Raw genomic sequence first — 26,358 nt, forward strand, 5'->3', positions numbered from 1 at the left:
CTGCGTCTGCTCGGCTGCTCGCTTGCCACATGTCCAGGCGCAATGGAAGCAGTCGGAATAGCAAACGGGGTGCCAGTCGGATAGCAGGGTGAAGGCAAGATTGGTCGATATATAGCAAACTCAACGGATTATCGCACCCTGGCGGAGACTAGCATAGGGCGGCGTTGGCAGAAATTGGTCTTGCCAGGGGTTGGGGTCGAGCGTTCGAATCGCTTCACCCGCCTCCAAATTTTTGTTATGTCTGAAAGGAACAAAGGGGCGGGGGTAACCGGACCTTTTTTTGGCGTCTGGTACTGGAGGCGAGCGGGAGGGTTCCCTAGTCTCGACCTGCAATTGCCACCGGCAGGCCGTGATCCGATCCGCTATTGTGATAGCCGGCGAGGATGGCAAAGTGGTCAGAGGGTCACTGACCAAACGTCAATAGGCTTCGATTGTCAGAATTGTGTTCTCGAATCGCTTGGCCGCAACGTCCTCGGGCGTAATCCAATATTGAAGCGGCCCCATCTCGCCAACGGTCCAATTGAGCGCCATATCCGGCCCGATCTGGAGCAACAGCAGGTAGCGGTCCTTCATCTCGTCGGCTGCAACCTGGATGACCTCACCCTTGCCAAGCATCTGATGGCCACGGGGTGAGTGGCGGTAAGACAGAGCGGCGACCACGTCCGGGCCGATCAACGCCGCACCGTCCTGATCTGTCAGTCCTCCCTCGGCGCCCCGGATCGCCGCGATTGAAAGCCAGTGGTTCATCACCTGCGGAAGTTGGCGATGATGCGGCCGCCGCGCCGGAGACGATGAGGGCACGCCGTTGGCGCGCAAGTCTTCCAGGAAGGCAAGGATCTGCTGCTTCACCCCGGCTGGAGGTGCGTCATACTCCTTCAGTCCGGCATGGACCGTCGGAAAGAATGCGTTGAACATCTTCGAACCGAATGCCGACAGGTCGCGCTGCACCGCCCGTAGCCGCACGACCTCCGGATCATCGGCAGCAACATCGCCAAGCGCCTTCAGCTGTGCCGCGACGTCGGCCGTCTCTTCGCGGTGATATGCCTCCACGAGCTTCCGAACGATCCGCGCGGAATGCCAATTGGCCGGAAATCCCGGATACGGCGTCCAAAGCATGTCCTTCGGCGCCTGATGAGCCGAAAGCAGCGGATCGGCGGTAACAGGCGGACCGTAGAAGGCCTCAACCCTCTCGGCGCGAATCTTGTCCGCGACCTCGAAAGCATGACCTTCGTCCGCACGCGCCGCGACTTCGGCGTCGGTTGGCTCCTCGATCCAGGCAAACTCGACCTCGACCCGATCAAAATGGGTTCGCCTGCCCCGCAAGATTTCGTCCGTCGGATCAGAACCCAGAATCTTGGCGGTGAAGGGCATGTCGAGCGGCTGCCACTTCTGCGTCACCCGGCGCGGTTCATACCGGGTCACGAAGTGCAGCGCGTCCGGGCCAAACGTGTCGGACATCGGCGCGAAGAAATAGAGATAGCCCTTTTCGGGCAGCAGATCGCGGCCAGGTCCCGGTGGCAGGTCCGAACAGTCGATTTGCGCCATGAAATTGAGGCGCTCGAGCAATCCCTGCCGATTGTGAACCGTCGGCCAGTCGAACTCATCGGGGACGATCGGCAGCCCGCCAAGATAGCTCATGCTGCGTTGAGGAAGACGCGGCGGAAAGACGTGCTTGATCGCAATGCGCGCGGCTTGCCCCCGTTCGATCGCTTCGCGGCCATCGACGGAAATCGGCGGGATCTTGCGCTCGACATGCGCTTTGAACTTCGCCTTGCGCTGTTCGTCGCTGTCCTTGGCTTGCTGCTGCAAGTCGGCGATCAGCTTTTCTGCCGCAGGATTGGGCCGGGGCGATGCGGCGTGGGCCGCTTCAGACGATGCCGGCGTGCGCTGACCAGCCTTGCCGATCGGCAAGGCGGAACTGTCCGGTGGCTTGCCTTTTGAAGCCGAACCGGAAAACAGCCGGGCAATGCCGCGATAAATCAGGCTGCCAACGATCAGGAGCATCGCCCCGACCACAAGCAGCGGCATCAGATTCGCCATGACGCTTACCCCCCATCGCCGGCTGCGTCGCCTTCCTCCCGAAGCCGAATTATTGCCGGTATATGAGGCCTTGCGCAAGCAAGGGACCATGCCGATCCTCAATCCGTCCGCCTACCTCTGTCGGATCGTGACGTTCCCGAGCGGCTTTCGCTAATTATGGGCGTCGATCGGCTGCGACGTTGGCGCTAGGGAGGTAAATCAGATAGAACTAAATCAGGCAGAACGATTGTCTGCGATTTCAGGAGACGACATGTCTGAGGAGCATGTTGAGCGTCGGCTGGCGGCGATCCTGGCCGCGGATGTGGTCGGCTATAGCCGACTTATGGAGGTCGACGAAGAACACACGCTCAATCTCCTTCGGCAGCATCGACGGGAATTCTTCGATCCGACCGTCACCAAGCACGGTGGGCGCATCTTTAAGGTGATGGGTGACGGCTTCCTGGTGGAGTTCGGCAGCGTAATCAATGCGGCGCGCTGCGCGGTCGAGATCCAACGCGGCATGTCCGAGCGGAATGCCGGCATCCCCGAGGACCGGCATTTCAAGTTTCGCATGGGCATCAACCTTGGCGACATCATAGTCGACGGTGATGATTTCCACGGCGACGGCGTCAATCTTGCGGTGCGGCTGCAGGGCCTCGCGATACCCGGCGGCATCGCCTGCTCGGAAGCGGTGCGCCATGCGGTCGGCAACAAGCTGGGCATCGACTTCGCCGATCAGGGCGCCAGGACTGTCAAGAATATTGCTCAGCCGCTGCACGTCTATTTCGCCAACTGGGACCAGGGCGTCCCGCATGCCGAGACGTATATTGCGGCCAGGAGGGGGGGCCAGACGCTGGTACGGTCCGACAAGCCGTCGGTGGCCATCCTACCCTTTGCCAATCTGAGCAATGATCCAGACCAGCAGTATTTCAGTGACGGCATCACAGAAGATATCATAACCGACCTCGCGAACGTCTCCGGCCTGTTCGTGCTCAGCCGCAATACGGTCTTCGCCTTCAAGGGCAGGACCGACAAGGTGGAACGCATCGCCAGGGAACTTGGCGTCGGCTACATTGTCGAGGGCAGCGTCCGCAAGGCGGGAAACCGGGTCAGGATAAATGCCGAGCTGATCGAAGGCGCCACAGACGGACACGTCTGGGCTGCCCGCTACGACCGCGACCTCACCGACATCTTCGCCGTGCAGGACGAAATCGCCAAGGCGGTCGTGGCGCAGCTCAGGGTCAGGCTCCTGCCCGAGGAGAAGAAGGCTATTGAACTGGCGCCGACGGACAATGTGGAAGCCTATACGCATTATCTTCGAGGCCGCGATTACAGCCACATCGCGACCAGGGCCAACCACCTGATGGCCAGACAAAGTTATTTCAGGGCCATCGAGCTTGATCCGGGATATGCCCGCGCCTATGCAGGCTTGGCGGTCTGCGACGTACGCCTTCAGTCGATCTACGGCTCACCGATCCAAGTGGACGACATTCTCGCGACCGCCGATAAGGCCCTGGCTCTGGATCCGAATTTGGCCGAGGCGCATTCTGCCAGGGGCTTTGGCCTGTCCCTTGCCGACCGCCGTTCCGAGGCCGCGGCGGCGTTCGAACAGGCTCTCGCGCTCGACCCCAATTGCCACGAGGCCAACCGCTACTATGCCGAGTTCTGCGTAACCGGCGGCGAGTTCGAGCTCGCCGCGACGTACTTCATGCGCGCGATGGAGATCAAACCGACCGACTACGGCGCACCGGTCATGCTGGTGAACGTCTTTAGCACTCTCGGCCAACAGAACGACGCGGAGCTTTATGCGCGGATCGCATTGGAGAGAGCTGAAGAGGAACTCCGCCTGCATCCGGAGAACGCCAATTGTGCCTGCCTGGGGGCTATCGTGCTGGCCTTCCTTGGTGAACGCGACAGGGCCGCGAAGTGGCTTGACCGGTCTCTGGAGATCGACCCTAGCGATATCAACGTCCAATACAACGCCGCTTGCACCTATGCGTTGCTGGGGGAGTTCGAACGCTCCATCGACCTTTTGGAAGCGTGGCTGCCGCAGGCTGGCGCCGAGATGAGGCTCTGGTTCAAGAACGATTCCGATTTCGCCTCTGTTCGCAGTCATCCTCGCTACCAGAAGTTGCTCCGGCTCCTGCAGTAGCGATATGCATTGTTCTTGAGGCAATTTTATTGCCGAGAATCAAGAACCGGCCTTCAAGAAGATTTACCTGACAAACCAACGCCCTCGCCATTCCACGGATATTATGTTACGTTACTAATATAACCGAGAGGTGGGGAATGGGTACCCGGTTCAGGTTGTTCGTTCAGCCTCCGTTCGAAGACCCTACGTCAAGCCCTGAGATCATTACGGTTTCTTCCCCGCGAGGCAGCGTCGGACCTGGCCCGTCCGACGATCTTATGTATGTCGTCGAGCCGGTCGACAAGACGCGGCCCTATGGCGTCAACCACGGCCCGCTGGGCACGCCCGTCATCTCCCTGCCGCCCTGGACGCGAGCGATCCTCGATCCGGCCGTTCCCGACGAAGAGGGCAATTTCGATCACTATCAGCCCTTCACGCCCGGCTTCGAAGCAGCGCACGCGTTCGGTTGCGTGCGCTTCACGCTCGACGTTTGGGAGCGTTACATCGGCCAACCGCTCATCTGGCATTTCCGCGATCACTACGACCGTCTGGAAATCTCGATCCTGCCGGGTTGGGATAACGCCCAATACGGCTATGGCTTCCTCGAGCTCGGCAGCCAATTCGTGCAAGACGGACGTGCGCTCCCCTTCAGCCTCGACTTCGATATCATCGCGCACGAGGTTGGCCATGCGTTTGTCTACAGCGTCCTCGGCATACCTGACCCGGGAGCTGAGTTCCCCGAATATCTGGGCTTTCAGGAGGCCTTTTCCGACTGCGTTTCGTTGATTGCGGCCATGCATTTTCCCTCCGTGATCGAAAATGTTCTGACGGAGACACGCGGGAATCTCTACATCGCCAACCAACTCTCTCGCTTCTCGGAATTCTCGCCGCACCGCCAGATACGCGAGGCCAACAACAAACTGACGATGGCCGACTTTGCGGACGGCTGGACCGACGAGCATGCACTGTCGCAACCTCTCACGGGCGCCGTCTTCGACATTCTGGTCGATGTCTTTCACGAGAGCTTGGTGGCGCGAGGACTGATCTCGCCGGAGGCCGAAGATCTTGCCGACCTCGCCGAGATCGACCCAGCTGCCGAGCTGCCGGTCCAGGAAGTCTTTGACCGCGATTTCGCCCGCAATCCAGAAGGTTTCGTCGAAGCGCTGCTCGACGCGCGGGATATCGTGGGTACCTATCTCGCCGAGACGCTGTGGGCTCTCGCCCCGGATTTCCTGGACTACGGTGACGTAGCGAGAACGATGCTCGCGGTCGACGACAGTGTGACCGGAGGAGAACTATCAAGCATCATCTTCCGGGACTTCGACCGGAGAGGGATTTTTCGCTACCGTGCCGGGCCTCGCCTGACAAAGTCGGGCCGAAAGAGCCATGTCCATGAGGGTCGAATCGTTCGTCCACGGGACCAGGCGCGTCTGCCGGACATGAGCTATTTCGAGAAATATTGGATGTCCAGAAGTGGCGCCGATCTTTGATCGACATGCAGAAGATGGGGTGATCCATGATAACTGAAACCATTCTAAATACCTCAGCCATACATTTGTTCGGTAGAGTTCTTGAAGATCTCAAGCTCAAGAAGAGGGCCGATGGGGGACGGCCTCCAAGGGTTGGCAACAACAGATTCCTGCAAAACCAGATCGACGCCTCCGGTAGCCTGCTGGCAAGGATCTATGCGTTCACCTTCGAGGCGCAGTTCTACGAGTTGGCCCGACCGACCATACTTCTTGTCCATGGGCCTGGCACGGTCGTTGATTATCCAGCCCCGGAGGACACCGATCTCAAGGTCATGAGCCGCGGTCCAAGCGACCCTGCCTATACCGGACTGTCATCGCAGATAGGCTCGTTTGCACGCGGAATGCAGGTCTGGGTCTACGACAAGAGCGACCTGACAATGCGTCTGGAACTCGACACCGGAACGCTCGAGGATGTCCTGTTGAGTGCGGAGCTGGACCCGCGTTCGTTTGGTCGATCGGGTGGAGCAATGGGCAGATCCGGCGGTGCGATGGGGCGATCTGGCGGCGCCATGGGCAGGTCTGGCGGTGCGATGGGACGCTCCGGTGGTGCCATGAACCGCAACGGGCGCGGCGATTTCGACTAGCGTTTCCGATCGTTGATTGAGGATGCCGAAGGGAGATGGGCTATGGCAAGAGTAGATATAGTACGTGTCGATACACCCGAAGGGGCTGCTGTAAGAGGCGGAGATCCGGTTATGGTCAGTGTAACGGTGGGCCCAGACCGTGGTTGGTTTAACGACACAGAATACCTCGCAATTGACTTTATTCATGCTGACGCTTCAGACATTGCGGAATATCTCGTGGTATACGAAGATGATGTAACTATCGAAGATACGACAACAATCAACTTCAGGGTTAAAGCAGGATCCACCGCTTTAACCGGAGAATACTATGTTAAGATCGAGAATAAATCCTTCGGGGAGACCCTCATAAGTGATTCTGGGGATGGAACGATCACTGTTGCCCTAAATTTGGTCTCTTCAAAGAGAAAATACTGTGATTAGCGCAAAATCACAAGTCACATCGGTATCAGCGGATCTGTGCTCAGCCCAGCAAAATCTTGCCAGGGTCCATGATTTTGCGGGTCGAGCATCTGCTTTGATTATGCGGCTTCCGCAGCTGCTTCCCCAAGTCTTTCATATCGCCTCCTTGTTACGGACGAACTCGAGGGCCAGCGAGAGTCAGCCAGGCTGCCCGCCCGCCTTGCGCAGCGACGCCTGGTGGACCAGCGACGTCCAGCTGTTGGTCGATGCGAGGTGGCAATAGAGCAGGCCGAGCGCGCCTGATTTGCGCAGGTCGAGAAACGCCTCGTCGCTCAGCTTGTTGAAAGCCGGCTCATCGATCACCTGGAAGTCGGTGAGGTTGAGCACCTCGCCGCCCTCGAGCGTCACCTTGCTCTGGCGCGGCGCGAACAGGCCGTGCGCATCGATCCTTTCGATCATCGCGCGGGTGGCGTTGAAATCGAGCTGGAACTGGTTGCAGAAGGCGAGCGCCTGCCTCGTCGCTTCGGTCGGCTCGGTGCCCCCGGTGCCCTTGAAGAACGGCAGGATCTTTTCATCGCGGAACGGCGCCAGCAACTGGTCGACGACGCGGTCGCTTGCCCGGTCGACGCACAGCGTCAGCCGGCCGGGTTGCTTCGGGTCCTCGGCCAGGATGAAGGGATAGCGGCGGACATAGGCCGGGATGTAGTGCGGCCCGGTCCACTTGCCGTCTGCATCGACGAACAGGTTCTCGTCCTGGCGCACGCCGGTGATGATCACCGGCGCCTTGGCCGGGCCGATGAAGACGATCGGGTAGGAGCGCATCGCCGCCGGCATTTCCGAGGCCACCACCGGAATGGCGTGCGCCGAGCGGGCGAAGCCGAAGTCGCTGCGCGCCGTCAGGCCGAGCGAGCCGTGCCGCACCGGGTTGAGCGCCTCCGGCGCCGAATAGAACAACGGCATCGTATCGCTTGCCACGTCCGTCTTTGCATCCGCCATCGTCCGTCCCTTTTCCGCAGGCCGATCAGGCCGCGACCATCAGACCCCGAAAGCCGGAATCTGCTCTTGTTGCGCTGACCTTGTTCCGGAAACAATCCCGCGCAGGAACAAAGTACTACAGCGTCTCTTGCGCGCATAAAAGGACAGGCAGTGCTGTATTTTGGTGTTTGTGCCGACGAATTGACTTGGCCCAAGGCCGGCAGCGGTTGGGACCTCTGGACAGCTTGCGGCGAAACGGCGACAGTGCCGCCGGCAGCGGACAGAGTGAGGCGAATTGCATGGCGTCGGCATCGGATTTCGAACAGGCGGTCGGGTCGGTTTTCTCTGTTGCAATTGGCGACAGGACGGTTTCCCTCGAACTGACCGCGGTCCGCCAGATTGCTTCCAGCCCGCGCACCGGCGGCGGCTTCACGCTTTTGTTCAAGGGCCCGCGCGAGATAGCGCTGCCGCAGGCCATCTACCACCTCACCAGCGATGCCATCACCGACGACATCTTCATCGTCCCGGTTTCGGTCGACGCGACCGGCTATGTCTATGAGGCTGTCTTCAACTGATTTTTGATTTTCGGCGATCTGGCCGGTCGGGGCGACGATCAGGGCACTCCGAAAGGGGACAGCTGAACAGATGATCGACTACATCGAGATCGCGGGCGTGCTCGACGAGGCGGCATGCAGCGCGCTGTGCGCGGAAATCCGGGCGGCCAGCGGCCGTCCGGCCGGCCTGTTGGGGCGTGACGACCAGAAGCCGGCATGGCCGGAAGTCCGCCGGACCACGCGCGCCGAGGTCTCACTGGCCACCGAAGGGATGGTGAACGACCTGTTGGCGCGGCAGAAGGCGGCCCTGGAACGGCATTTCGGCCTCGCGCTCGGCAATGCTGAAAAACCTCAGTTTCTTCACTATCGCGAAGGCGATTTCTTCGTGCCGCACCAGGACGGCAACACGCCGCTCATTCACGACGAATCGCGGTTCAGAAGGATCTCGGCGGTGATCTTTCTCAACCGTCAGATGGACGATCCTTCGCCGGCAAACTATGCGGGCGGCTCGCTGGTCCTGCATGGTCCCTACAGCGGTCCGGACCTGCGCGTCTCCATGCCGGCAGTGCCGGGCTCCCTCGTGGCGTTTCGTTCCGAAACGACGCACGAGGTCACCCCGGTCACGCGCAATGAGCGTTTCACCATCGTGTCGTGGTATCGCGGAGCGTGACGATCGGCGCGCCGGCGGCACGGCCGCTCGAATGCACGTCGCGTTGAACCGAACTCAGGACACGCTTCAGGCGTAGGCGCCGCCCTCACCTGCCTGCCGGCACCCTCTCCCCGTATAGTGACGGGGAGAGGGGGGAGCTGTCATCGATGGTTTCGCCAATTGTCAGCGCTGCAGAAAAGGTGCCAGCGTTGCGATCGGCCTCTTTCTCCCCGTCCCTATACGGGGAGAAATGCCCCGCAGGGCAATGAGGGGCAGCGCGGACCAACGATCCCTTGTTCAACGCGTTTGCACGAGGTTTCAAGCGACGCGCTTTGGCTAACGCGGTGGACACACCATCAGGTCATAGACGCCCTTGTCCTCGGTGACGACGAATCCCAGCCGCGTGTAGAGCCGCCTGGCCGGATTGTTCTTCTCGACATGGATCGACACCGCCTTGCCGGCGGCACTTGCCTCGTCGATGAGGTCGCTGAGCAGTGCCGCACCGAACCCCTTGCCGCGATGCGGCGGAAGCAAGGAGATGTCGATGATGCAATACTGGCTCTGCCAACGCTCGACATAGAGGCGGCCGATGTCGTCTGCTCCAGACATCACCACCAGCCAGTCGGCTTGCGAATAATGCTGCCGGTAATGTGTGTGCTGCGCCCAAAACTGCATGTCGAGAAAGGCGGTCTTCTGCGCCTCGGTCCAGGACGTTACGGCCAGTTCCTCGGCGCGGGTCGAAGCATAGACCCGTGCCAGGAACGGCAGATCGGCATCCGTCACTGGACGAAACGTCAGCCCGGCGCCAGCCGCCCGCGCCCAACCGGCCGAAACCGCCACGCGAAAGTCGTTCATCGCAAAATCAGGGGCGCGACGGGAACACGCCCTGCAGCGCGATGCAGAAATAGCAGGTGAGATAGGGTTGCATATTGTTGTGCGGCTGGCCGCCACCGGCAGGCGCGAGCGCTTCCGGCGCCAGTTGGGCATTAACGGCTGGGTTTGAGCCCAGGTACATCTGGTTGCCCGCCGCCACGAAGTTGCCTTGGGGCGTCTTGAAGGAGCCATCGTCTTCAGCGCCCAGCATGGTATGCGCATGAGAGGGCATCTCGCTTTCAAGCAGCGTCACGGTCTCGGAACCGCCAGTTTCACCGAGGTCATGCAACGACAGGCCGGGGCCCTGCCCCGGATGCATCGGCGCGTTGCCCTGGAGGTTCGGCAAGGCAAAATTGCTCTTGCCGTTGCCGCCATAGGTGGTACCGAGCAGTGAGAACAAGGCGGTGTTCTGCGACAACGGCAGCAATTGCCCGTCGCACCACGCCCAGCCATTGGGCGCGAAATTGAACGGAAAGATGCGGATTTCGGCGACGAACGGGTTGGCCATGACGGACCTCTTTAAGTCTGCGAGGGGAAGATCCCGAACAGCGAGATGATGAAATTGACACAAAGGTAGGGTTGGAAATTGTCATGCGGCTGGCTGCCGCCCGTGCTCGATATGGCATTGGCCGCCATGGGTGACGCGTTGTCAGCCAGATTGTAGTAGGTCTGAGCCTGCGTGTTGGCCAACACCGAACTGGTCGGCAGCTGCGACGTGGCCGTCGCCGTGGACCCCAACGGCGGATGCAAATGCGCCGGAATCTGGGCGACCGTCAGCGTAACCGTTTCGGCGCCGCCGGTCTCGGCCAGGATGAAGCCGTTGCCCTGATGGATCGGAAGGCGGCCTTGCAAATCCGGCAGTGCGAACGTGCTCTGGCCATCGCCGCCATAGGTCGTCCCGATCAGGTTGAACAGCGTCTCGTATTCCGAGATCGGCAGAAGCTGGCCGCTGCAGAACATCCAGCCTGCCGGTGCGAAATTGCCGGCAAATATACGAATTTCGCCAATGTAGGGTTGTCCCATGGTTGCGCTCCCTCAATTCGGCGACGGAAAGATGCCCTGCAGGGCAATGCAGAAGCTCAGCGTCAAAAACGGCTGCATGTTGACATGCGCCTGGCTGCCGCCGGTATTCGAGACCGAAGCCGGCGCCATGGCCACCAGCTGAGTGGCTGTGCCGTAGGTGTTGGCAGGAGCTTTGGTGAGAATCGCGCCATTCGGATTGGCGACCCCTCCGGGGTTGCTATTGGCATTGATCATGTGCGTGTGCGTGGGCAATTCCGAGATCGATAGCGTATGGGCCGGCTCGCCGCCGCGCTCGCCGAGCGTGTGACCGCTGCCGACGTGGATCGGCGTACGTCCCTGATAGTTGGGCAGCGCGAAATTCACGCGGCCGTCGCCGCCGAAAGTCGTCCCCAGCAGCGAAAACAGCGCCTGGTTCTGGTTGATGGGCAGCAGCTGCCCATTGCAAAGCGCCCAGCCCTTGGGCGCGAACACAAAAGACATGATTCTGATTTCGGAAAGAAATGGTTCCGACATCGCCGCTCCCTCACATTTGGTCCATACTACACAGATAGTGCTAATTTACGCAACGTCATGCAAGGTGCAAATAAAAGAAATTATTTGACTTGGCTTTTATTAAATTTCGTCGGCAAACAACCATGGGTGCCGCGCAGCACAAAACAACAGCGCTGCCAATGACCTAATGGCCAACGCTCCTATCGTGACGGTGCGCTGGCCTCCCGATTCGGTCCTCGGGACAGCCGGCGCGATTGAGGCGAACTCCCCTCAGAAACCACCGGTCGGCAAACTCGGCAGCGTGACGGAACCGACGGTTCCGAACGAACCGGTTTGCGAGACCGTATCCCCGCTGTTGTTTCCGCTGACGGCACCGATGCCGCCCTGGATGTTGAACGTGCCGTTCAGCTGCCGCAGCCGGATTTCTCCGAGCGTCGATGCGCCCAACGTCGTGTTGTTGCCGGAAATGTTCAGGTTGAGCGTTTCGCCGTCGCCGGCGCTGCTGTTCAGGACATCCAGAACATGGCCGCCGGTTGTGCTGTTGTTGGTAAACACATTGTTGAGGATCGTGGCGTTCAAGACCGCCGTCGTCCCCGACGCCACCGTGCCGCCTATGTTGGTGATATCCAGTGTTGCGCCGGTGGCGTTGTTGGCGTTGTTGACGGCGATGTTGCCCTGGATCAGCAGATTGTTGACCATGTCGGCACCGCTCGTAAACGTATCGAAATTCGTTTCGAACTCGATGGCCGAGCCGCTGTCGACGTTCCCCTCGGTGCCGACCGGCGACGTGTCGCCGATGTGGTTGTTCTGTATGGTCCAGTTGGCATCGTTCACGCTGCCGCCGCCGACCGAGACAACCGAGATGTGAACGCCTTGCTTGGAAACGTTGTTGATCGTGTTGTCGGAAATCGCGACGGCGAGCTTTCCGAGATCGTGTGAGTCTGCCTCGACCTGGACGTCGATGGCGCGGCGGCCGTTCACGAAGCCAGCGTCGTTGCTGATGGTGTTGTTGCGGATGGAGCCGTTGATCTGCCCGCCATCGGGTGTCGCGGCGCTGCCACCGGCCGCGTCCACCTGAACCACGCCGGCCAGGGTCGTCAACCTCGCCAGATTGTGGAAGGTGTTGCCGTCGGCCGCGGTCGGTCCGCCGATGGTGAAGTTGAGAATGCCGTTGGCCGAGTTGGACAGATAAAGCGTGTTGTTGCCGTCGCCGCTTGTATTGTCCGCGTCGTGGAAATTGTTCTTCTGCACGATGGCGTTGACGGTGCCGGAACCCTGGTTGCTGATCTGCACGCCGTCCTGATCGATCAGGGTGAATTCGCTGCTGGTCACGTTCACCGTGCCGGAAGTCGACCCGAACAGGTTGGCGAGGAAGCCGTCCGCACCGGTCGCAGAAGTCGTGAACAGCGCATGGTCGACCGTGAACGAGGTGAAATTCGTGTTGGTGTTGAAGAGAAGGACGCCGTTCGACTGCGACGACTGCCAGCCGGAAACTTTCGAGTTGTTGTCGAAGGCGTTGACGCCGGTGATGTTCTGGGCGAACCAACCATTGCCGCCGCCAAAGCCTGCCGGATTGCCGCTCGATCCATCGGACGCCGGATTGGACGCGCCGGGATTGGTGATGTTGACGGCCGACAGTTTGATGTTGCCGCCGCCGATGCTCTGCACACCGTCCAGGCCGGCATTGGTGATGTTCATCTGGCGCAGATTGACGTTTGACGCGTTGGTCAGCACCACACTGTCTCCGGTGGTGTTCTGGATCGTGCCGCCGGCGCCATTGAGCACGAGGAAGCCGCCTGATGTGGCGCCATCGCCGGTCACGGTCAGCCCGTTAGCGCCGGTGTTGTTGAGCACGATGCCGTTGACGGCGCCGTTGGCCGAAATGCTCCTGAACGTCAGACCCGAGGCGCCGATCGTCGTGTTGGCGACGTTGAGTGCCGTGCCGGTGGTGGACGCGATGGTGTTGCCGGTGCCCTGCACCGTCACCGTCCCGCCGCCGGTGGCGTTGAAGCCGATGCCGCTGGTGCTGTTGATGGCCAGGCCACCGCCGGTGAAATCGATGATCGCGCCGGTGTCGTTGGTCAGGCTGACGCCGGCCGCCGTCCCCGAGCCGATCGACTTCGACGCGCCGGAGAAGGTGATGGTGCCGGCGGCGTTGCCGTCGAGGAAGATGCCGGTTTGGCCTGCCACGCTGTGGCTGATGTTGCCCGTCAGGGTGATGTTCTGCGCGGTCAGCGCCCGGTCCTGGATGTCGATGCCCCGCCCGGTACCGCTGGTGATGGTGCCCGCATAGGTGAGACCCGCGGTACCGCCGGTGTTGGCGCCGCCGGCGCCGTCGCCGATGCGGATCACGGCAGCATTGCCGCCGACCAGCGATCCGCCGCCGAGGCTGACCGTGCCGGTGCCAGTGACCGTATCCATGATGACGGCGCTGCCGCCGCCCGCGCCCTTGGTGGTCGTGGCGAAATTCACGCCCGCGGCGGCGACGATGACCGTGTCGAGATTGACGGCGATGCCGCTCGTCGTCGTGATGGAATTGCCGGCGCCGGTCACCGAGACCGTACCACCGCCCGTGGCATTGAACCCTGTGCCGGAGGTCGTGTTGATCGCCAGCCCGCCATTGGTGAAGTTGATCGTCGCGCCAGCGTTCGTCGCCAGGTCGACCGCCGTATTGACGCCGGTGGTCAGCGTCTTGGTGCCGCCGCTGAAATTGAAAGTGCCGCCGGTGTTGCCATGGACAAAGATGCCGTTGTCGAAGCCGCCCGTGGCGGTGAGATTGCCGGCTAGCGTGATGGTGCCGGCGGTGACGCCGGAGATATCGACGATCTTGCCTGCCGCGGCAGTCTTGCTGATCGTGCCGTTGAAGGTGACGGTTGACGTACCGCCGGCGACAAGGAAACCGACACCGCTCGGATTGGTGATCGAAGTACCGCTGGAGAAGCTGAACGTGCCGCCCGAGCCATTGAGGATGTCGACGCCGGCATCGCCGCCATTCAGCGTCGTCGTGCCATTGAACAGATAGGTGCCGTCGGCATTGTTGAACTGCAGGCCGGTGCCGTTGGTCGCCGACAGCGTGCCGGTCTGGAAGGTGATTGTTCCGGTGGTGTGGCCCGTGACCGCGACCAGCGCGGCATTGTTGGCCTGGGTGATGTTGCCGTTGTAGGTGACGCTCGCCGAGCTAGTGTCGACATTGAACGCCGTGCCGGTCGGGCTGGTGATCGAAGTGCCAGTGCCGAAGCTGAAGGTGCCGCTCGACCCGGTCGTGATATCGACGCCGGCATCCCCGCCATTGAGCGTGGTGGTGCCGTTGAAATTGTAGGTGCCGTCCGCATTGGCGAACTGCAGGCCGGTGCCGTTGGTCGCCGAAAGCGTGCCGGTGTTGAAAGTCAGCGTGCCGGTGTGTCCGGCCGAAACGCTGACCAGGGCGGCATTGTTCGCCTGGGTGATGTTGCCGCCATAAGTGACAGCGGCCGTGCCGCCGACGACATTGAACGAAGCGCCCGAAGCACCGCTCAGCGTGCCGGAGCCGAGGCCGACGGTGCCGCCGACACTGGTCAGGCTGACATTGTTGACGCCGCCGGCCGACGAGGTCGAGTCCAGCGCGATGGCAGCAACGACCCCGGAGAGGTTGATCGCCTGGCCACTGGTGGCGTTCACGGTCTCGGCGGCCGCGGAAGCGGTGATGCCGATCGTGCCGCCGGTTCCGAGAATGCCGGTGCCGGAGGTGGTGTCGATGGTCAGGCCGCCGGTGAAGCTGGTCGTGCCGCCGCCCTGCGAGAGACCGATGCCGCTGGTCGTGTCGATGTTGGCGAGGCCGGTGACGTTGAGCGTGCCCGTCGCGACATGGATGCCGCCGCCGGTTGTCGCCGTGTTGTTGATCGTCACCGTGTTGAAATTGAAGGTGCCGGTGTTGGTGTTGATGGCGTCGATGCCGAAGCCCGTCGTGTTGGAAATGCTTGTCGCGCCGGTGACGGTGAAGGTACCAGCAACGCCGTCGAAGATGATGCCGCTGGTGCTGCTGTTGGCATTCACGCTGGTCAACGTCATGTTGACGGTCAGCGGATCGAGATCGAAGGCCGCGCCGCTGTTGGTGGTGACCACGCCGGCGCTGCTGTTCAGCGTGAAGGTAGTGGTCTTGGTATTGGCGATCACACCTGTGCCGCCAGTGTTGGCGAGGCTGAGCGTGCCCAGGTCGAAGGTGCCGCTGGTGTTGATGAAGCTGAGGCCGTTGCCCTGGATCCGCGTGCCGGGAGTGCCCATGCCGAGCGTGCCGGCGCTGACGGTGCCGCCCGCGCCGTTGGAATCGAAGCGGACATTGTTGAACACGATGCCGCCGCTACCGGCGCCACCGGTCACTCTGTTGCCGGCAAAGGACCGGATCGCGATCGAATTGTCCGTCGCGTTGATGTTCTGACCGACGAAGGACGCCGCCAGCCCGGATGCGGTCGACCTGAGCGTGTTGCCGTCGATCGAGAGCAGGAGCTTGTCGGCTGTCGCCGCACCGCTCGTCGAGAAGTCGAGTGCATTGCCGCCGGCGGTTATGATGCTGTTCCGGATCACGAAATTGGAGGCAAGCGTGGCATTGACGAAAATGCCGGCGCCGCTGCCGCTGTTGAGGGCCGTGACGTTCTGGACGCCGGCGGTGATGACGCCGGTGCCGCTGATTGGCAGGTTGATCGTCGCGGCCGCGCCGCTGCTGGCCAGGATCGGGTGTGAATTGTCGAGGCCGCCGGGGTTCGTGACGACCGTCGAAGCCTGGATGGTGGTGAAGTGGAAGGAGGACGGCGCGCCAAGGCCGCCACCGACGCCGAGCGGCCCGACGTCGATGTCCGCATCGCCGGACATGAACGAGATCACGGCTTGCCCGTCCTTGAGGTCGAGCGAGCTGTTGCCGATGTTGATGGTCGGCTGGTTCGTGTCGACGGTCTTGTCGATCAGCACGAAGACATTGGCGGTGGAAGCCTCCGCCTGGGCGACGCTGCCCGGATTGAGGAAGCTGCCGTCACCGATGCCCGAAATCTCGCCGGCGGCGTCGATGTAGTAGACGCTGATCGCTGACAGGTTCGAGATGTCGCCGACGAACGTGACGTCGTCGAAATCGTAATTGCCGCTCAGCGGCAAAGTGTCGGTGGCGTGGATGACCTGGCCGCCGGTGGTCGAGATCAGCGATTCGGCCGGTCCCGCGCCGTCACCGAACACCAGCGTTGCATTGGTCGTGCTGGAGAACTGGATGCCCTGCGCGACATTGGTGATGGTCGACGTCTGGGCGCCGCCGGGATTGACCGTGTCGCCGAGCTGGATGGCGGCGGCGCTCGTGGTTCCGGCCATGTCGATGCCGAGCGTGCCGGCAAAGCCACCGCCGTTGACGTCGAAATCACCGGCGTTGATGCCGGTGCTGATGACCGCGCCGTTGAGATCGAGGCCGATGGCGTTCGTACCACCGAGCCCGATGTTGAGGCTAGTGATGCTCAACGCCGAGCCGAGCGTGCCCGCGACATCGAAGCCACGCGAGGTGATGCCTTGCAGGTTGACCGTGCCGAGAATGATGCCGCCGCCGCCGACATTGTTGAGCGAAACGCCGGTGGCAGCGCCATTGGCGGAGACGGAGCTGAAGTTGAGGCTGCCCGCGCCGACCGTCGCGCTGTCGAGCTTGAGCGCGGTGCCGGTCTGGGTGCTGATCGTGTTACCAGCGCCGGTGACGCTGACCGTGCCGGCACCGAAGGTGCTGGCGGTGAAGCCGGCGCCGCTGGTGGTGGTGATGCCGAGGCCGCCACCGGTGAAGGCCAGCGTTGCCGTGCCCTGTCCGGGGCCGATGCTGGGTTGCTTGACGACCGCGTCGTTGGCGCCGGTGCTGAAGGTCTTCGTCGCGCCGGAGAAGGTGATCGTTCCTTCCGAGGAGCCGTCGACCAGGACGCCGGTGCCACCTGTGTGATTGATGGTGCTCGAAATAGTGTACGCGCCGTCGGCGTTGCCGCTGAAGACGAAGGCGGTCGACGCTGTCGTCGAAAGCACCGAACCGCTGAGGTTGAGGATGGCGAGGTCGCCGCCGCCGGCACTCACCACGCTGCCCGCATTGACCTTGACCGAGCCGTTGTAGTTCAGCGTGCCGCCGGTATTGCCGCCGACCGCGATGGCAAAGTCGCTGGTGCTTGTCGTCGCGCCGATACTGGCGCTGCCGCCATTGCCGCCGATGTTGACGGTGCCGCCCATCACGCCGTTGAAATCAATGCCGCGCGTGCCGCCGTCGATGGTCAGGCTGGACCCGGCGACATTGGCGATGTTCACCGTTGCAACCTGGCCACCGAACTGGAAGCCGGAAGTGTCGACGTCGATGTTGGTCGTTCCGGTGAAGTTGACGGACTTCCCGGAACTGGTCGTCACGCCGAACATCGAAACGCCGATCGCACCCGTATTGGTCAGGCCGCCAATGTTCACATTGCCGGCGAGGTCGACGTTGTTCAGCACCACGCCGCCGCCGGGAGCAGTGGCTACCGAGGAAATGCTGTCGAAGGCGATGCCGCCAGCGCCGACGTTGGTAGCAGCCACCAGCAGCCCGTCGCCACCGGCGATCGTGTTGTTGGCGCCGGTTATGCTGATGATGCCGCTGTTGAGCGCGACGAAGCCCGCTCCGGTCGTCGTCGTGATGTTGAGACCACCATTGGTGAAGTTGATCGTGGCGTCCGGATTGGGGGCCGGCGTGCCCGACACGAAGCTGCCGAGGATGCCGAGGCTGACGGCATCCGTCGCGCCCGAACGGATCTGCTTGCTGGCGCCGGAAAAGGTGACGGTTGCCGCCGTGCCGTTGTTGATGCCGGCAACGACGATGTTGCCGCCGACCGCGGAGTTGCCGTCGGTCAGATTGCCCGACAGTGTCACCGAGCCGCCGGTCAGTTCCCGGATCGAAACCGCCGCACCGCTGCCGTTGCTGGCGATGGTGCCGGCATAGGAGATGGCAGCGTTGCCGCCACTCGCATTGGTGGCCGAGCCAACATTGAAGGCGGCGCCCGCACCGGTGTTGGTCAGCGTGCCGGTGCCGAGGTTGAGCGAGCCGGTCAGGTTCTGCAAATTGATGCCGTTACCGGCGGCGAAGCTGGCGTTGACCGAGGTGAAGCCGCCGCTGACGCCGGCGTTGCTGATGCTGACGCCGGTGCCATTAGTGGTGGCAACCGTGTTGGTGCCGGAAAGCACCAAATTGCCGCCGTCAGCGGAGAAGCCGGTGCCAAAGCTGTTCTGGATAGCGAGGCCGCCCGAGAAGGTCAGCGTGTCGGTGCCCGTGCCCCCCCATTTGACGCCACCGCCGGTGGCGTTGGTGATCGAGACCGCGCCGGCGAACGTCACCGATGTCCCGGGGCTGTTTTCGATTTGAATGGCGTTGACCGCCGTGCCATCGATCGTCACCGGGCCGTTGAACAGCAGCGTCGGCGAGGCGGCGATGCCGGACACCAGGATGCCGTTGCCGCCGCCGCCGCTCGAATTGATGGCGCCGAACCGAGCCGAACCGCCGGAGCCGTCTTCGATCACGGTGCCGCCGGCGAAGGAGATCGCCGGTTGGCCGGTGGTCGTTACTGTGTTGCCGGCCTGGCCGAAGAACACCGTACCACCTAGGACGGACACCAGGCCGGCCGCCTTGACGGTGTTGACAGTGACCACGCCCGAGAAGCCGACGCGGTTGCCCGTGTCGATCGCCGCCCAAAAGGCATTGTTGAGGCCAACGCCGGCGCCCGTACCGTCGACATTGAGAGTGGCCGTGCCGAGGTCGATGCTGGCGCCGCTGCCCGCCGCGCCGTTCGCGGCAATACCGACGGCGCTCGGGCCGGCGAACAGTGCGTTGGTCGCGGTCTTGACCGCGACATTGGTCGTGGCGAACTTGATGTCGCCGGCCACACCGGTTAGCGCAAGGCCGTAACCGCCGACTCGGTTCGTCGTGGTGCCGGCGATGAAGGCGCCGCCATTGACCTGGTCGATACCCGCGGACGCTGCATTGGCGTCAAATGTCAGGCCGCGCAGCGAGAAGCCGCCGACTTCGCCCTTGTTGCCCAGAAGCGTGACGTCGGAGAAGGCGCTGACCTTCATGGTGCCGACGCCGGCCGTGCCGTCGACCGAAGCGATGGTGCCGCCGGTGGCCGAGAGGACCAGATTGGAGAGCGCGACCTCGCTGTTGGCGGCGCCGTCGGCGATCGACAGCGCGCCACCGTCGCCACCGGTGACCGTCGCCCGGTTGAGCACGAATTCGGTGACGTTGGTGCCGTGCACGCCTATGCCGGTGCCGGTGTTGTCGATGATGACATTGTCGATGCTGGCGCGGCCGGTGAAGTCTACCGTATTGCCGCTCGCCGTCGTCAGCGTCGGCAGCACGGTGTCGACGCCATCAGGCGCATCGATGATGCTCGACGAATTGATGTTGCTGAATTTGAAGTTGCCGCCGAGCGTGCCGCCAACACCACCATAGGGCGCGGTGTCGATGGAATCGCCGGCTTTGAGGCCGATCAGGATCTGGCCGTCGGCGAGGTCGAGCGTCTTGTTGCCGGCGCCAGTCTGCTGCGCCAGCATCATGTTGATCAGGTTGCTGGTTCCGTTCTGCGACCTGTCGATCAGCGCAATGATCTTGGCGCCCGACGCTTCGGCGCCGGCGATCGAGCCTGGATTGTCGGCGGTGCCGTCGCCGGTGCCGTTCGGGTCGACATAATAGATCGTCGAACCCTGCGCTTCGGAGATATCGCCGATGAAGCCGCCGGTGGCGCCGTTGACATCCTTGAAATTGTAGGTGCCGCCGGCCGGGAAGCCGCCGGTCGAATTCAGGATGTCGACCGCCTTGACCGTCGACAGCTTGTCGGCGGCACCCTCGCCGTCGCCATAGATGAAGTTGACCGCGGTCGTGTTGCTGAACTGGAAACCGATGCCCGGGCCATTGCCGGCCCCACCGATGGTGGAAGCGGTCGTGTTGGCCGGCGCGCCGGGATCGCCGAGCTGGATGGTGCCGGCCCCGGTGGTGTTGGTGAGGTTGACCGCCGTCGTACCGGTCGAACTCGCGCTGGTCAGGTCGAAATCGGTCGCGGTGATGGTGCCGTTGACCACGGCATTGGCGAAGGTGATGCCGGTCGCGCCATTGCCGGTCATGGCGATGCCGAGGCTGGCGAAGGACAGCGTGCCCGAATTGGTGCCGGCAACGCTGACGCCGGTCTGGTTCAGCCCGACATTGGTTACAATGGTGGCGCCGAAGGTGATGGTGCCCGAATTGCCCGACAGGCCGATGCCGGTCGCGCTGCCGCTGGCCGTGACCGCGCCGAACGTCGCTGTACCGGCGACATTCGAAACGGCTAGCCCGGTTCCGGTTGAATTGGTGACGGAGAGCGGAGTTGTAGCGCTGAAGCTCGCGCCGGCGCCAAGCCCGCCAATCACGGCCCCGCCCCCGCCGGTCGCCGTCAGCGCCGAACCGGTGAAGCTGATCGCACTGTTGGTCGGCGCCGTCGTGGTGCCGATGGCAAACAGATTGCCCGTGCCGGTCAACGTGACGCTGCCGCTGAAGGTCACCGAGCCGCCGGTGGTGCCGTCGACCTTGACCGCCGCGCCCGGTGCGCCTGCGGAACTGGATATTACGGCCGAAACCGTGATCGCCGCGCTGCCGCCGGAGACGACAACGCCGTCGCCAGTGCCTGAATTGGTGATGGTGCCGCCGATGCCGATCGTGCCGGTGTTGTTGGTCAGGCTGACGTCGGCGCCCGAAACCAGCGTCGTCACCAGGTTGCCGATATTGACGGTCGCGCCGCTGCCCTGCACCACGAAACCGGGGCCGTTGCCAACAACTGTCGCAATGCTCGTCGTGCCGTTGAACGTGTAGATGCCGCTGGCGACATTGGTCAGACGGATGGCATCGCCATTGACGCGGCTGATGTCGACGGCGCCAAAGGTGACATTGCCGCCGCTGGTGTTTGCTATGACGATACCGCTGGAAACGATACCGCCCGAGCCATCCACGGTGACGCTTGCGAAGTTCACGCCGGCCGCGCCGATCGTCATTCCGGTACCGCCGATGAGAATCCCCTTCTCATCCGGCCCGGCGCCGGTCGCCACGGTATTGCTGGAGCCAGTCACCGTCAGCGTGCCGCCATTGATGGCGCTGAAGCCGTAACCGCCGTCGGTGGTGAGGTCGAGCCCGCCGGTGAAGTTTATCGTGCTGCCGGTGTTGCCGGTCAGGTCGATCGCATTGACTGCGCCGGTGCTGGCGGTGACCTTGCCACCGAACGTCGCGCTGCCGCCGGTCAGGAAGGACACCTTCACCGCGCTTGCCGCGCTGGTCTGGTTGATTGTGCCGTTATAGGTGACGTTTGCCGATGAATTAGCGATGGAGAAGGCGTTGCTGCCGGTGTTGGCGATGGAACTCCCAGCCCCGAAGGTCAAGGTTCCGCTCGAGCCGGTGACGACGGCGACGCCTATGCCGCCGCCTGTGATATCGAGATCGTTGAGGGTTGCTGTGCCGTCGAAATTGTTGGCGAACAGCGCGACATTGGTGGCGTTGGCAATCTTCGTGTTGCCGGTGAAATTGACGGTCGCGCTTGAATCGACAAGCGCTATGCCGGTTTGGCTCGCGCTCTGGATGGTCAGATTGTTGACCGTGACGATGCCGGTGGCGCTGTCAAGCAAAAGGCCGACCGCGGCACTGCTGATCGTCACGCCGCCGATCGTTGCGCCGTTGCTGCCCGTTCCGTCGATCGCAAAATTGGAACTGCTGACCGTCAGGTTCTTGACGAGGTTGCCGTTGGCGAGGTCGATGGTGCTGTTGGCGGCATTGTTGAGCGTTGCCCCGCCGAAGCCGAACGGATCGGCCTGCGTCGCGCCGGTAACGATGTGGGTGCCGGTGACGTTGGCGGGCGGCCCGCCCAGCGTGACGGTACCGCCATTGGCAAAGGAAACGATCGATTGGCCGCTGGCCAGCGTGAAGCCGTCGGCGTCGGTGTCGGTGGTCTGGACAGCGGCAGTCTTGACCAGCACGAAGATCGTGCTGGCGCTGGTGGTCAGATCATCGGCGGCGGCGGCGTTGATCAAATTGCTGGCGCTGGAGCCATCGCCGAGGCCGGTGCTGGCAGAGCCAACGTAGATGACATTGGCGGCGTCGAACAACTGCGGCCCGTTCAGTACCGTGCCGCCGAGGGCATAGGCGCCGCTGCCGGGGTTCAGGCCGCGCATGTCGAGCGAAGCCGTCGTGCCGGTGATCGATCCGCCGCCGAACGAGAAGGTCGTGTCGGCAGTGGTTCCAGCCGCGCCATGCGTGCCCATCTGCACGCCGGTGCCGGCCGAAATGGTGCCGGTGCCGATCGTCACCGAGCCGCCGATGGTGCCGGAAAGGTCGATGCCGGTCGAACTGCCGGCGCCGGCGATGTCGAGCGAGGTGGCGGTGAAGGTCGAGCGGCTGCCGGACAGGTCGAGCCCGGTCTGGCCGGTCGGCAGGCCGGTGATGTCGATGGTGCCGAAGCCGATCGTACCGTTGATTCCCGAAACGTCGATACCGTTCAGGCCTGGCTGGCTGATGCTCACGTCGCCGAACGTGACGGCGCCGGAATTGTCGATGAGCGAGATGCCGTTGCCAGCCGGCTGGGTGATGGTGACGGGGCCCCCGAAATCAACCGTGGCGGTGCTTGCTGAGATCGCAATACCGTCAAGCGCGGTGTTGGAGATCGTCGTCGTGCCGCTAACGGAGAAATTGCCGGTGGTGCGGGACAGGCCGATTCCGCCCTGTCCGCCGGACTGGCTCAGCGTGTCCAGCGTGACATCGAGCTGGGTACTGTTGGCAAGCCCGAGACTTTGGACTTGGAAGGCTGTGAGGCCGTTGCCCGAAATCGTGCCGCCAGTGATCGTCAGTTTTGCAGCGCCAATCGAATTGAAGAAGACGCCGTCGCCGCCATTGTCCTTCGCATCGAGCGTCTCGAAACCATAGGTTCCGCCGCCGACGACGAACAGGCCGTGATTGGTATTGTTCGAGAGAGTCGTCGTGCCGGTGAAATTGTAGGTTCCGCCGCTGTCGATCGGCGGGCCGTTGCCGTCGATCAGCAGGCCGTTGCCGGTATTGCCGCTCGAGTTCAGATTGTTGGCGGTGACGCTGTTGGTGCCATCAAACAGCACGCCATTGAGCCCAGCGCCCGAAACATTCAGGCCCGAGATCGTGATATTGCTGATATTGCTGCCGTGGACGCCGTTGGCGCTGCCGCCGGCGATGTTGAAATCGAGCAGCGAGCTGTTGTTGGCCAGGGTGACGACATCGCCGCTGCCGGAATCGGTCAGCGTCGCAGCACCCCCTGCATCCGAGACGACGCCGCTGTGTGTGATGTTGTCACCGGTAATGTTGACCGGGATACCGCCGAGCGAGAAGGTCCGCCCGTTGCCGAACGAGGCCAGCGTCTGTCCGGCGCTAAGCGAGAAGCCGTCGACATCGTCGATGGCCGTGCCGCGATTGACCAGCACGAAGATCGCATCGGCGTCGGTGTTGGCATCGGCTGTCGCGATCGAGGCAAGGTCCGAAAGCGAGGAGCCGTTGCCCGAGCCGGTCGCGGAAGCGCCGACGAAGATCAGGTTCTGAACGTCGAACAGTTGCGGACCGTTGAACGTGGTCGAGCCGAACGCATAGTGGCCGAGCGTCTGGTTGAGGCCGCGCGCGTCGAGCGAAGCGGTGATGCCGGCAATGGAGCCGCCGCCGAAGCTGAACTCGGCATTGGCCGAATTGGCCAGCGAGCCGGCAATGCCGAAGCGCACGCCTGTGTCGACCCCGGCAATCGTGCCGCCATTGGTGATGGCGATCGTTGCCCCGCCCGAGGTCGGCGACGAGAGATCGATGCCGATGGAGCCGGCAGCACCGGTGCCGGTGATGTTGAGCGACTGTGCGGTGAAATTCGTACGGCTGCCGGAGAAGTCGAGGCCGGTGCCAACGCCCAGGCCGGAAATGACGATGTTGCCGGCGACCACCGCCGCATTAACGCCGGCAAACGAAATGCCGTCGCCGCCGGGGGCCGTGATCGCGACATCGCCGAAGCGGATCGCCGCGGGCGAATTCGAAATGGCGATCGCCGGTCCGGTCGTGTTCGAGATTGTCGTCGCACCGTTGACGGTGAAGCTGCCCGAGACCTGATCGAGCACGACGCCCGAGGTGCCGCCGGATTGAGTGATCGAGTCCAGCACCACATGCGCGGTGATCGGGTCGATGAAGACAGCGGTCCCGCCATTGCCGGACACGGTGCCGCCGGTGGTGGTGAAGCTGCCTGATGTCGCGGTGCCCTGTACGGTTATGCCGCGGTCGGCATTGTCCTTCGCATTGAGCGTCGCGAATGTATAGGTGCCCTTGCCGGTGGCATCGAGCCCGTCGTCGCCATTGCCCTGCAGCAGCGTCGTGCCGGTGAAATTGTAGGTGCCGTCGCCCTCGATATGCAGGCCGTCGAGGCCGTTGTTCTCAGCGGTGAAGTCCGAGCCCTTGATGCCGGTCGAGGTGCCCGTGAAGTCGGCGCCATTGCCACCGGCCCCGGTCACCGTGACATTGGTCAGCGTGGCACCGGTGATGCTGTTGCCGAAGATGCCATCGGCGCCGCCGGTGATGGTGATGCCGTTCAGCGTGTTGCCATTGCCCAGCGTAATGACGTTGTTGGCCGGATTGGTGCCCTGGATCGTGCCGTTGCTGCCGCCCAGGTTGAAGCTGCTGGTGCCGCCGCCGAAAAGCAGGGCGGTGACGCTGCTGCCACCGCCGATGACGGTCTGGCCATTGGTCAGCGTCACGCCGCCGGTGGTGAGATTGCCGCTGCCGCCAAGCGCCACGACGAAGCCGTTGCCGGCCTTGGTCACCGCATCGTCCAGCGTCGTCGGATCGCCAATCGTGCCGAGGCCGAGCGAATTGCCGCCGTCGGCGAAGAAGAACTTGCCGAAAGCAGCGCCCGTGGCGGCATTGATGGCGAGGCGCGTCGTCGTGCCGCCGTTGACGTCCTGCGACTGGATCCTGACGCCGATATCGCCGCGCACGCGCTCGTTGACGCGTTTGCGCAGGCCTTCGCTGACCGGATAGACCGGCTCCGGCCCGCTGTCGGCCCCATTGTCGGCTTTGTCCGAGCCATGGCCGGGATTGAACGGGATGTTCAGCCGGACGCTGCCGGCGAACTGGGTGTCGTCGCGATTGTCGTTGCGGACCTCGCCGGCGAACACCAGCGAGGTGTTGCTGCCGAAGACATCGCCGATCGTATACTCGAACCCGGCCTTGGCACCGGTGACGCTGTGGTCGTCGCCGTGCGGATCCTCGAAGTGATAGCCGCCGATATCCAGCCGCAGCGAATGCTTGTCGGACAGGTTGATCGGCACCTGTGCGCCGACCTCACCCTCGATGCCCCACGCCGCGTATTGGCGATGATCGAGCACCGAGATCTGCTCGAGCAACTGGTTTCCGACCATCGACAGGGTCGAGTCGACCGAGTGATCGTTGTAGTCGCCCTTGATCGGCAGATAGACGTTCACATGCGCATCGAAATGCGGCGTGATCGCCTCGGCGCCGAGCGTCGCGGCAGTGAACTGGTTGCTGTTGAAGTTCTCGACGTTGAGATAGGCATAGCCACCGATCATCAGGTCCGGATTGACGATCCGGCGAATGCCGAGGCCGACATCCTGGCCGAAGCCGTCCTTGAAATCGTGCTTGGCCCGGACATCCAGGAACAGCACCGATTCGGCCGTCTGCTTGAGCGGGATGAAGCCTTCGAGTGCGGCGTTGCCGCCATTGTTGTCGGCGCCGACAATGGCGCGCACCTGCGGCTGCCACAACCCGTTCGGATCGGCATAGGCCGTCATGCCCGAAAGACCGAGCGCCAGCGTCGTCAGCGCCGTCGTCTTCCACAGATGTCTGGCTATTTGCGAACGGCGATAGCCGGCGCGCACGCGGAAATCCTCCCCACGCGCCGCCATCTCACCACCCAGCCGAGTATCCTCGGGTTTTCCCATCCCTGGCGAGTCCTTTGGGACTGCACGTCCCGCGTGTGAATTCATACTGGAATTGTATTGTAGAGCGAGTCGCGAATCCTTCGATTTCTAGGGCTTTCCTCCAAATTTCTGTCGTGTGTCCCAAAGGTCACAGTATTTTTGCCGGCTTTCTTGTCTCCGGCCCGACTTCCGA

The 26,358-nt window shown here is 62.7% G+C and carries 13 protein-coding genes; 6 read left to right on the plus strand and 7 right to left on the minus strand.

The window, feature by feature from the left end; translation table 11 throughout:
* Positions 1-417: 417 nt before the first annotated feature.
* On the minus strand, positions 418-2,040 hold the full coding sequence (locus HNQ71_RS11555) for a DUF1963 domain-containing protein (protein WP_184872702.1): 1,623 nt from the start codon (positions 2,038-2,040) through the stop codon (positions 418-420).
* A gap of 250 nt (positions 2,041-2,290) precedes the next feature.
* On the opposite strand from HNQ71_RS11555, the gene HNQ71_RS11560 reads away from it, so the two are divergent.
* From HNQ71_RS11560 to HNQ71_RS11575, 4 genes are all read left to right on the plus strand, one after another.
* A complete protein-coding gene (locus HNQ71_RS11560; RefSeq protein ID WP_184872703.1) occupies positions 2,291-4,171 on the plus strand; it encodes an adenylate/guanylate cyclase domain-containing protein in 1,881 nt (626 codons plus the stop codon).
* A gap of 137 nt (positions 4,172-4,308) precedes the next feature.
* Positions 4,309-5,640: a gluzincin family metallopeptidase gene (locus HNQ71_RS11565; RefSeq protein WP_184872704.1), complete on the plus strand. Its 1,332-nt coding sequence runs from the start codon at positions 4,309-4,311 to the stop codon at positions 5,638-5,640.
* 26 nt (positions 5,641-5,666) lie between these two features.
* A complete protein-coding gene (locus HNQ71_RS11570; RefSeq protein WP_184872705.1) occupies positions 5,667-6,263 on the plus strand; it encodes a hypothetical protein in 597 nt (198 codons plus the stop codon).
* A gap of 42 nt (positions 6,264-6,305) precedes the next feature.
* Positions 6,306-6,683 (plus strand): hypothetical protein, encoded by a 378-nt coding sequence (locus HNQ71_RS11575; RefSeq protein ID WP_184872706.1) that lies wholly within the window; start codon positions 6,306-6,308, stop codon positions 6,681-6,683.
* Between the two features lie 177 nt (positions 6,684-6,860).
* Here HNQ71_RS11575 and HNQ71_RS11580 read toward each other — a convergent pair whose 3' ends face one another.
* Positions 6,861-7,658, minus strand: a complete 798-nt coding sequence (locus tag HNQ71_RS11580) for a SapC family protein (RefSeq protein ID WP_184872707.1) — start codon at positions 7,656-7,658, stop codon at positions 6,861-6,863.
* A 278-nt stretch (positions 7,659-7,936) separates the two neighbouring features.
* Between HNQ71_RS11580 and HNQ71_RS11585 the strand changes: the two genes are divergently transcribed.
* Together HNQ71_RS11585 and HNQ71_RS11590 are read left to right on the plus strand one after the other, a co-directional pair.
* Complete coding sequence (locus HNQ71_RS11585) at positions 7,937-8,212, plus strand: DUF6916 family protein (protein WP_184872708.1); 276 nt, start codon at positions 7,937-7,939, stop codon at positions 8,210-8,212.
* Positions 8,213-8,282: 70 nt separating this feature from the next.
* A complete protein-coding gene (locus HNQ71_RS11590; RefSeq protein WP_184872709.1) occupies positions 8,283-8,861 on the plus strand; it encodes a 2OG-Fe(II) oxygenase in 579 nt (192 codons plus the stop codon).
* 315 nt (positions 8,862-9,176) lie between these two features.
* On the opposite strand, the gene HNQ71_RS11595 is transcribed toward HNQ71_RS11590, so the two are convergent.
* From HNQ71_RS11595 to HNQ71_RS11615, 5 genes are all read right to left on the minus strand, one after another.
* A complete protein-coding gene (locus HNQ71_RS11595) occupies positions 9,177-9,695 on the minus strand; it encodes a GNAT family N-acetyltransferase (RefSeq protein WP_184872710.1) in 519 nt (172 codons plus the stop codon).
* A gap of 7 nt (positions 9,696-9,702) precedes the next feature.
* The gene (locus HNQ71_RS11600; protein WP_184872711.1) at positions 9,703-10,221 is read right to left on the minus strand and encodes a phage tail protein; all 519 of its coding nucleotides are present in this window, start codon (positions 10,219-10,221) and stop codon (positions 9,703-9,705) included.
* 11 nt (positions 10,222-10,232) lie between these two features.
* Positions 10,233-10,736 (minus strand): phage tail protein, encoded by a 504-nt coding sequence (locus HNQ71_RS11605; RefSeq protein WP_184872712.1) that lies wholly within the window; start codon positions 10,734-10,736, stop codon positions 10,233-10,235.
* A 12-nt stretch (positions 10,737-10,748) separates the two neighbouring features.
* A complete protein-coding gene (locus tag HNQ71_RS11610) occupies positions 10,749-11,249 on the minus strand; it encodes a phage tail protein (RefSeq protein WP_184872713.1) in 501 nt (166 codons plus the stop codon).
* Between the two features lie 249 nt (positions 11,250-11,498).
* Positions 11,499-26,186, minus strand: a complete 14,688-nt coding sequence (locus tag HNQ71_RS11615; protein WP_184872714.1) for an S-layer family protein — start codon at positions 26,184-26,186, stop codon at positions 11,499-11,501.
* Positions 26,187-26,358 lie beyond the last annotated feature (172 nt).

Source organism: Mesorhizobium sangaii, assembly GCF_014207355.1.
Classification (GTDB): domain Bacteria; phylum Pseudomonadota; class Alphaproteobacteria; order Rhizobiales; family Rhizobiaceae; genus Mesorhizobium; species Mesorhizobium sangaii.

Excerpts from the sequence above, each read along its gene's own strand:
- HNQ71_RS11555 (WP_184872702.1), bottom strand. The coding sequence starts at position 2,040 with ATGGCGAATCTGATGCCGCTGCTTGTGGTCGGGGCGATGCTCCTGATC.
- HNQ71_RS11560 (WP_184872703.1), top strand. The coding sequence starts at position 2,291 with ATGTCTGAGGAGCATGTTGAGCGTCGGCTGGCGGCGATCCTGGCCGCG.
- HNQ71_RS11565 (WP_184872704.1), top strand. The coding sequence starts at position 4,309 with ATGGGTACCCGGTTCAGGTTGTTCGTTCAGCCTCCGTTCGAAGACCCT.
- HNQ71_RS11570 (WP_184872705.1), top strand. The coding sequence starts at position 5,667 with ATGATAACTGAAACCATTCTAAATACCTCAGCCATACATTTGTTCGGT.
- HNQ71_RS11575 (WP_184872706.1), top strand. The coding sequence starts at position 6,306 with ATGGCAAGAGTAGATATAGTACGTGTCGATACACCCGAAGGGGCTGCT.
- HNQ71_RS11580 (WP_184872707.1), bottom strand. The coding sequence starts at position 7,658 with ATGGCGGATGCAAAGACGGACGTGGCAAGCGATACGATGCCGTTGTTC.
- HNQ71_RS11585 (WP_184872708.1), top strand. The coding sequence starts at position 7,937 with ATGGCGTCGGCATCGGATTTCGAACAGGCGGTCGGGTCGGTTTTCTCT.
- HNQ71_RS11590 (WP_184872709.1), top strand. The coding sequence starts at position 8,283 with ATGATCGACTACATCGAGATCGCGGGCGTGCTCGACGAGGCGGCATGC.
- HNQ71_RS11595 (WP_184872710.1), bottom strand. The coding sequence starts at position 9,695 with ATGAACGACTTTCGCGTGGCGGTTTCGGCCGGTTGGGCGCGGGCGGCT.
- HNQ71_RS11600 (WP_184872711.1), bottom strand. The coding sequence starts at position 10,221 with ATGGCCAACCCGTTCGTCGCCGAAATCCGCATCTTTCCGTTCAATTTC.
- HNQ71_RS11605 (WP_184872712.1), bottom strand. The coding sequence starts at position 10,736 with ATGGGACAACCCTACATTGGCGAAATTCGTATATTTGCCGGCAATTTC.
- HNQ71_RS11610 (WP_184872713.1), bottom strand. The coding sequence starts at position 11,249 with ATGTCGGAACCATTTCTTTCCGAAATCAGAATCATGTCTTTTGTGTTC.
- HNQ71_RS11615 (WP_184872714.1), bottom strand. The coding sequence starts at position 26,186 with ATGGGAAAACCCGAGGATACTCGGCTGGGTGGTGAGATGGCGGCGCGT.